This is a genomic window from Methylobacterium variabile (assembly GCF_001043975.1).
GTDB classification, from domain to species: Bacteria; Pseudomonadota; Alphaproteobacteria; order Rhizobiales; family Beijerinckiaceae; genus Methylobacterium; species Methylobacterium variabile.
On record NZ_LABY01000305.1, the window covers coordinates 1 to 7,552 of the forward strand.

Below are 7,552 nucleotides of genomic sequence, written 5' to 3' on the forward strand. Positions count from 1 at the left end.
CCGTGCGCCTCGCCAGCGCCGACGCCACCAAGGGCCAGTCGGCGGCCAAGAAGTGCACGGCCTGCCACAGCTTCGAGAAGGGCGGCCCGAACAAGGTCGGTCCCGACCTGTACGGCATCGTCGGCCGGCCGAAGGGCGGCCACGCGGGCTTCAGCTACTCCGCCGCCATGAAGGCGAAGGGCGGCAACTGGACCTACGAGGACCTCGACCAGTTCATCCACGCGCCGAAGTCGTACGTCCAGGGCACCATCATGGCCTTCGCGGGCGTGCCCTCCGGCGCCGAGCGGGCCGACATCCTGGCCTACCTCAGGACCCTGTCCGACCAGCCGGTCGAGTTCCCGAAGCCCTGACCGGCTCGGGCGACGCGCCAGATCGAGAGAGGCCGGGCGAGAGCCCGGCCTTTTTTCGTGCCCGGTCCCCTGCGCCGACGCGCCCGGGTTGGCGGAGCCGCACCCCGCGACCTAGAACGGAGGGGAGACCTGTCCCAACCGGAGGATCGCCCCGCGTGATCGCACGCCCCCTCACTCGCCGCGCCGCCCTCACCCTCCTGGGCCTCGCCGCCGTGCCGGCCCGGGCCCAGGCTCAAGGCCAGGGCAGCCCCTCCCCGGCAGGCGGTGGCGCCCCCGAGGGAGGCTGGCGCCACGGCCTGTCGCTCCTCGGCGAGCCGAAATACCCGGCGGGCTTCACGCATTTCGACTATGCCAACCCCGACGCCCCGAAGGGCGGGCTGGTGCGGTTCGGCTCGCAAGGCTCGTTCGACAATTTCAACCTGATCGTCGCCGGGGTGAAGGGCGACCTCGAGAGCCAGATCCCGCTGATCTACGACACCCTGCTGGCCCAGGCGCAGGACGAGCCCTCGACCTATTACGGCCTGCTGGCCGACGGTGTGCGGCCGGCCGAGGATCTCGGCAGCGTCGTCTACCGCCTGCGGCCGGAGGCGCGCTGGCACGACGGGAAGCCGGTGACGCCGGACGACGTGGTGTTCTCCTTCGCGGTCCTGAAGGAGAACAGCCCGCAATACGCCGCCTACTACCACAACGTGACGAAGGCCGAGGTCGTGGGCGCGCGCGAGGTGCGCTTCACCTTCTCGGAAACGGGCAACCGCGAGTTGCCCCAGATCGTCGGCCAGCTCCCGGTGCTGCCCAAGCACTGGTGGGAGGGCAAGGACGCATCGGGCAAGACCCGCAACCCGACCGAGACGACGCTGGAGATCCCTCTCGGCTCCGGGCCCTACCGCCTCGCCCGGTTCGATGCCGGTCGCACCGCCACCTACGAGCGGGTGCCGGACTACTGGGGCCGCGACCTGGCCGTGAACCGGGGCCTGAACAACTTCGACACCCAGCGCGCCGAGTACTTTCGCGATGCGACGGTGATGATCGAGGCGTTCAAGGCCGATCAGTTCGACTGGCGCACCGAGAACATCGCCCGCAACTGGGCCACCGCCTATGACGGCTTCCCGGCGGTGCGGGAGGGGCGGATCGTCAAGGAGGAGTTCCCGCAGGCCGGCATGGGCATCATGCAGGCCTTCACCCTCAACCTGCGCCGCAAGCGATTCGCCGATGCGCGGGTGCGCCGGGCCTTCAACCTCGCCTTCGACTTCGAGGAGATGAACCGCACCCTGTTCTACGGGCTCTACAAGCGGGTCGACTCGTACTTCTTCGGCACCGAACTGGCCTCGTCGGGCCTGCCGGAGGGGCGCGAGCGGGCGATCCTGGAGAGCGTGAAGGACAAGGTGCCGGCTTCGGTCTTCACCACGCCCTACACGAACCCGGTCAACGGCAGCCCTGAGGCGGTGCGCACGAACCTGCGCGAGGCCGTGCGCCTGTTCCAGGAGGCGGGCTACGAGATCCGCGGCAACCAGATGGTCGAGAAGGCATCGGGCCAGCCCTTCACGGTCGAGTTCCTCGGCTACGACAACTCGGCCGAGCGGATCGTGCTGCCCTACCGCGCGGCTCTCGAGCGCATCGGCCTCAAGGTGACCTTGCGGGTCGTCGATCCGGCCCAGTACCAGAACCTGGTGCGCAGCTTCGACTTCGACGCGCTGGCGCTCAACTCCTGGGCCGAATCGCTCTCGCCCGGCAACGAGCAGCGCGACTTCTGGGGCTCGGCCGCCGCCGACCGCCCGGGCTCGCGCAACCTCGCCGGCATCAAGGATCCGGGGATCGACGCGCTGATCGACAAGGTGATCTATGCCGGCGACCGCGAGGAGCTGGTGGCCGCCACCCGCGCCCTCGACAGGGTGCTCCTCGCCCACAACTACGTGGTGCCGCAATGGTCCTCGAACGTGTCGCGGACCCTGCGCTGGAACCGCTTCACCCGGCCGGCGGTGCTGCCGAAATACGGCGCGTCGGGCTTCCCGACGACCTGGTGGTACGACAAGGACCTCGCCGCCAGGACCGGGGCGGCCCGATGAGCGGCGGCGGACTCTCCCGCCGCGCCGTCCTCGCCGGGAGCGGGGCGGCGCTCGTCGCCGGCCGCGTCCCCGCCCGGGCCGCCGAGGCGGCCGAGCGCCACGGCCTGTCGAGCTTCGGCGACCTGAAGTATCCGGCCGGCTTCCCGCGCTTCGACTACGTCGAGCCGATGGCGCCGAAGGGGGGCACATTCTCGGCGCAGCTCTCCACCACCACCGGCAACCAGGCCTTCGAGACCTTCAACACCCTCAACATCTACGTGCTGAAGGGCGACGGCGCCGCCGGCATGGACCTGACCTTCGACAGCCTGATGGTCCGGGCCCTCGACGAGCCGGACGCCGTCTACGGCCTCGTCGCCCGCAGCGTGAGCGTCAGCGAGGACGGGCTCGCCTACCGCTTCGCCTTGAGGCCCCAGGCCCGCTTCCACGACGGCTCGCGCCTGACCGCCCGCGACGTCGCCTTCTCGATCGCGACCCTGAAGGAGAAGGGCCATCCGCGGATCGCCGCGGTCCTGCGCGACGTCGCCGGGGCCAGCGCCGACGGGGACGAGGCGGTGGTGGTGCGCTTCGCCCCCGGCCGCAGCCGCGACCTGCCGCTGATCGTCGCCGAGCTGCCGATCTTCTCCGAGGCCTACTACCACGCCCGCGACTTCGAGGCCTCGACCCTGGAGCCGCCGCTGGCCTCCGGCCCGTACCGGGTCGCCCGCTTCGAGGTCGGGCGCTCCATCGCCTTCGAGCGCGTCGCCGACTACTGGGGCGCCGACCTGCCGGTGACGCTCGGCCAGAACAACTTCTCCGAGATCCGCTACGAGTATTTTCGCGACCGCGACGTCGCGTTCGAGGCGTTCAAGGCCGGCGCCTTCACCTGGCGGGAGGAGTTCACCGCCCGGGTCTGGGCCACGGGCTACGACTTCCCGGCCGCCCAGGAGGGACGGGTCAAGCGCGAGACCGTGCCGGACGCCACGCCCTCCGGGACGCAGGGCTGGTGGTTCAACACCCGCCGCCCGGTCTTCCGCGATCCCCGCATCCGTGAGGCGATCGGCCTCGCCTTCGACTTCGAGTGGTCGAACCAGAACCTGATGTACGGTGCCTACAGGCGCACCGCCTCGTTCTTCGAGAATTCCGACATGAAGGCGGAAGGTGAGCCGCCGCCCGAGGAGCTGGCCCTGCTCGAGCCGTTCCGGGGCCGGGTGCCGGACGAGGTCTTCGGCGAGCCCTGGTCGCCGCCGCGCTCGGACGGATCGGGCCAGGACCGCGCCCTGCTGCGCCGGGCCGACGCGCTCCTGCGCCAGGCCGGCTGCACCCGCGACGGCGGCGTGATGAAGCTGCCGGACGGCCAGCCTCTCGCCTTCGAGTTCCTGGACTCCTCGCCGGTGTTCCAGCCGCTGCTGCAATCCTACATCAAGAACCTGGGCCTCCTCGGCATCCGGGCGAGCTCGCGCCTCGTCGACGCGGCCCAGTACCAGTCGCGGCTCAAGGACTTCGATTACGACGTGGTGTCGTCGCGCTTCGGCGGATCGGTCACCCCGGGCGCGCCGCTGCGCGAGGTCTACGGCAGCCGCAGCGCGAGCGTGCCGGGCTCGCAGAACCTCGCCGGAATCGCGGATCCGGCCGCCGACGCGATGCTCGACCGCATCGCCGACGCCGGCTCCCGGACGGAACTCACCACCGCCTGCCGGGCCCTCGACCGGGTGTTGCGGGCAGGGCGCTACTGGGTGCCGATGTGGTACGGCGCCACCCACCGCCTCGCGCTGTGGGACATGTACGGCCGCCCGCGCGAGCTGCCCCGCTACGGCCTCGGGGTGCCCACCCTGTGGTGGCAGGACGCCGAAAAGGCGCGCCGGATCGGGAGAACCTGAACCTCATGGCCGCCTACATCCTGCGCCGTCTCCTCCTGATGATCCCGACCATCCTCGGGATCATGCTGATCTCCTTCGTCATCGTGCAGTTCGCCCCCGGCGGGCCGGTCGAGCGGGTGCTCGCCCAGCTCCAGGGCCAGAACACCGCCATGTCCCGGGTCACCGGCGGCGGCGGCGACCTTGCCGGCCGCGGCGCGGCACCCGGCGGCGGGGGTGAATCGAACTCCCGCTACCGCGGCGCCCAGGGCCTCGACCCGGCCTTCATCAAGCGCCTGGAGCAGCAATTCGGCTTCGACAAGCCGGCGCCCGAGCGCTTCCTGAAGATGCTGTGGGACTACGCCCGCTTCGATTTCGGCAAGAGCTACTTCCGCGACGTCTCGGTGCTCCAGCTCATCCGCGAGAAGCTGCCGGTCTCGATCAGCCTTGGCCTGTGGATGACGCTGATCTCCTACGCGATCTCGATCCCGCTCGGCATCCGCAAGGCGGTGCGGGACGGCTCGCCCTTCGACGTCTGGACCTCGGGCGTCGTCATCGTCGGCTACGCCATTCCGGGCTTCCTGTTCGCGATCCTGCTGATCGTGCTGTTCGCCGGCGGCTCGTTCCTGCAGATCTTTCCCCTGCGCGGCCTCACCAGCGAGGGCTGGTCGCAGTTCCCGCCGTGGCAGAAGGTGACGGACTACCTCTGGCACATCACGCTGCCGATCATCGCCATGGCGATCGGCGCCTTCGCCACCTCGACGCTGCTCACCAAGAACTCGTTCCTCGACGAGATCCGCAAGCAGTACGTGCTGACCGCGCGCATGAAGGGCCTGTCCGAGCGCCAGGTGCTCTACGGCCACGTCTTCCGCAACGCGATGCTGATCGTGGTGGCGGGCTTCCCGGGCGCGTTCATCTCGGCGTTCTTCGCCGGATCGCTCCTGATCGAGACCATCTTCAGCCTCGACGGGCTCGGGCTGCTCTCGTTCGAGTCGATCGTGAACCGCGACTACCCGGTGGTGTTCGCCAACCTGTACATCTTCTCGCTGCTCGGTCTGGTGGTGAACCTGATCTCCGACCTGACCTACAGCTGGATCGACCCCAGGATCGATTTCGAGGCGAGAGCCGCCTGAGGCGAGACGCGACGCCCTGAACCCTCCCCCCTCTGCGGGGGAGGGTGCCCGGCGGACGCCGGGCGGGAGAGGGGACTGCGACGGTGCTGGATAGGGAACCCTTCAAAATGGTCGCGACCTCTCCGGAAGCGGCGTCCCCTCTCTCGGCTCACTTCGTTCGCCACCCTCCCTCGCAAAGGGGGGAGGGCTCGCGCCGTCGGCGCCCGCTCAGCCTTCCGACTTCGCCTCGGCCTTCGGGCCGCCCTTCGCCACGCCGACCAGGGCCGGGCGCAGGACGCGGTCGCCGATGACGTAGCCCGACTGCACCACCTGCACCACGGTGCCGGCGGTCACGTCGGGGTTGGGCACCTCGAACATCGCCTGGTGCAGGTTGGGGTCGAAGCGCTGCCCCTGCGGCTCGACCCGCTTCACGCCGTGGCGCTCGAGGGTCTTGAGCAGGTCGCGCTCGGTCAGCTCGATGCCGTCGACCAGCGCCTTGAGCGGGCCCTCGGCGGTCTCGCGGGCGTCGGCCGGCACGCTCTCGAGGGCGCGGCGGACGTTGTCGGCGGCGTTCAGCATGTCGCGGGCGAAGTTCGTCACCGCGTAGGTGCGGGCGTCCGAGACCTCGCGCTCGGTGCGCCGGCGCAGGTTCTCCATGTCGGCCAGGGTGCGCAGCAGCTTGTCCTTGAGGTCGAGCTTCTCGGCCTCGAGCGCGGCCAGGGCGTCGGCGGTCGGCGCGGCCTCCGGCGCGGAGGCGGAGGCGCCCTCGGCAGCCGCGGGCTCGTGAGCCCGCGCGGCAGTCTCCGTGTCGTTCGGCGTCATCGTCATTCCGAAAAGTGGCTGGGAATGACCTCGATATCAGGTGGGCGGCCGGCGAAATCAAGCTTCGCCGGCGACCGGAGCCGCCGCGCCCGCCGCCTCCCTGGTCCCGCGGCGGCCCTGGCCACCACGGGGGGCATCGGCCTCGAACACCGCCATCACCGCCCGGCGGATCGTCGCCTGCCGATCGGGCTGGGTCACCTTCGTGCCGGTGAGGTCGGTGACGTAGAACACGTCGACCGCCCGCTCGCCGAAGGTCGCGACGTGGGCCGAGGTGATGTTGAGGTTGAGCCGGCCGAGCGCAGAGGTGAGGTCGAACAGCAGGCCCGGCCGGTCGAGGCCAGAGATCTCCAGGACCGTCTCGCGGGCCGAGAGCGCGTTGTCGATCGACAGGTCGGGGGCGACCTGGAAGGTGCGCGGCCGGTCCTTCACCGGGTGCTTGTCGGCGACGAGGTCGGCGATGCGGATCTCGCCCTTCAGTGCCCGCTCGATGGCGGTCGCGATGCGCCCGGCCCGGCGCAGCTCGTCCTCGTCGCGCTCAAAGGCCCGCGACAGGGTGATGGTGTCGAGCACGAAGCCGTCGGCGGTGGTGAAGATCTGGGCGTCGACGATGTTGCCGCCCGACGCCGCGCAGGCGCCGGTGAGGATCGCGAGCAGCCGCGGATGGTCGGGGGAGTAGACGCAGAGCTCGGTCACGCCCCGCGAGAGGTCGGTCTCGTAGGTTGTGGCGACGGTGTGGCCGGCCTCCGCCGCCGTCCGGATGAAGCGGGCATTCTTCAGCTGGCGCCCGGCATCGACCTTGAGCCAGTAATGCGGGTAGTGCCGGCCCGCGTAGGCGTCGAACTCCTCGGCCGTCCAGTCGGCGAGCTGCTCGCGCAGGCGCATCTGGATCAGCCGCACCCGGTCGGTGCGCGGGATCTCCGAGCGGCCGCCCGACAGCACCATCTCGGTCTCGTAGTAGAGGGTGCGCAGGAGCGTCGCCTTCCAGGCGGTCCAGGTGCCGGGGCCGACCGCCTTGATGTCGGCGATGGTGAGGATCAGGAGCAGCTTCAGCCGCTCCAGGCTCTGCACCACGCCGGCGAAGGTCTCGATCGTCTTCGGGTCGGAGAGGTCGCGGCTCTGGGCCGTCATCGACATCAGGAGGTGGTGCTCGACCAGCCAAGCGACGGTGCTGGTCTCGGCGGCATCCAACCCGAAGCGCGGCCCGAGCTTGCGGGCGACGGCCGCACCGGCGATCGAGTGGTCGTCCTTCCGTCCCTTGGCGATGTCGTGCAGGAACATCGCCACGTAGAGGGCGCGGCGGTTCTGGATCGTGCCGACGATGCGGTGGGCGAGGGGATGCTCGTCCTCCAGCTCCCCCGCCTCGATCTTGGCCA

6 protein-coding genes are annotated in these 7,552 nt (G+C 70.4%); 4 read left to right on the forward strand and 2 right to left on the reverse strand.

Going from position 1 to position 7,552, the window contains the following annotated elements:
- The 4 genes from VQ02_RS31750 to VQ02_RS31765 form a co-directional block, all read left to right on the forward strand.
- A partial coding sequence (locus VQ02_RS31750; protein WP_048448257.1) for a c-type cytochrome occupies nucleotides 1-350 on the forward strand: 350 nt, incomplete at its 5' end.
- 155 nt (nucleotides 351-505) lie between these two features.
- Complete coding sequence (locus tag VQ02_RS31755) at nucleotides 506-2,413, forward strand: extracellular solute-binding protein (RefSeq protein WP_083469562.1); 1,908 nt, start codon at nucleotides 506-508, stop codon at nucleotides 2,411-2,413.
- A complete protein-coding gene (locus tag VQ02_RS31760; RefSeq protein ID WP_048448258.1) occupies nucleotides 2,410-4,269 on the forward strand; it encodes an extracellular solute-binding protein in 1,860 nt (619 codons plus the stop codon). Before VQ02_RS31755 ends, VQ02_RS31760 begins: the two co-directional genes overlap by 4 nt.
- A gap of 5 nt (nucleotides 4,270-4,274) precedes the next feature.
- Complete coding sequence (locus tag VQ02_RS31765; protein WP_048448259.1) at nucleotides 4,275-5,378, forward strand: microcin C ABC transporter permease YejB; 1,104 nt, start codon at nucleotides 4,275-4,277, stop codon at nucleotides 5,376-5,378.
- Nucleotides 5,379-5,585: 207 nt separating this feature from the next.
- On the opposite strand, the gene grpE is transcribed toward VQ02_RS31765, so the two are convergent.
- A complete protein-coding gene (gene grpE, locus VQ02_RS31770) occupies nucleotides 5,586-6,179 on the reverse strand; it encodes a nucleotide exchange factor GrpE (RefSeq protein ID WP_048448262.1) in 594 nt (197 codons plus the stop codon).
- 57 nt (nucleotides 6,180-6,236) lie between these two features.
- The coding region (locus VQ02_RS31775; RefSeq protein ID WP_048448260.1) for an ACT domain-containing protein at nucleotides 6,237-7,552 on the reverse strand (1,316 nt) is incomplete at its 5' end.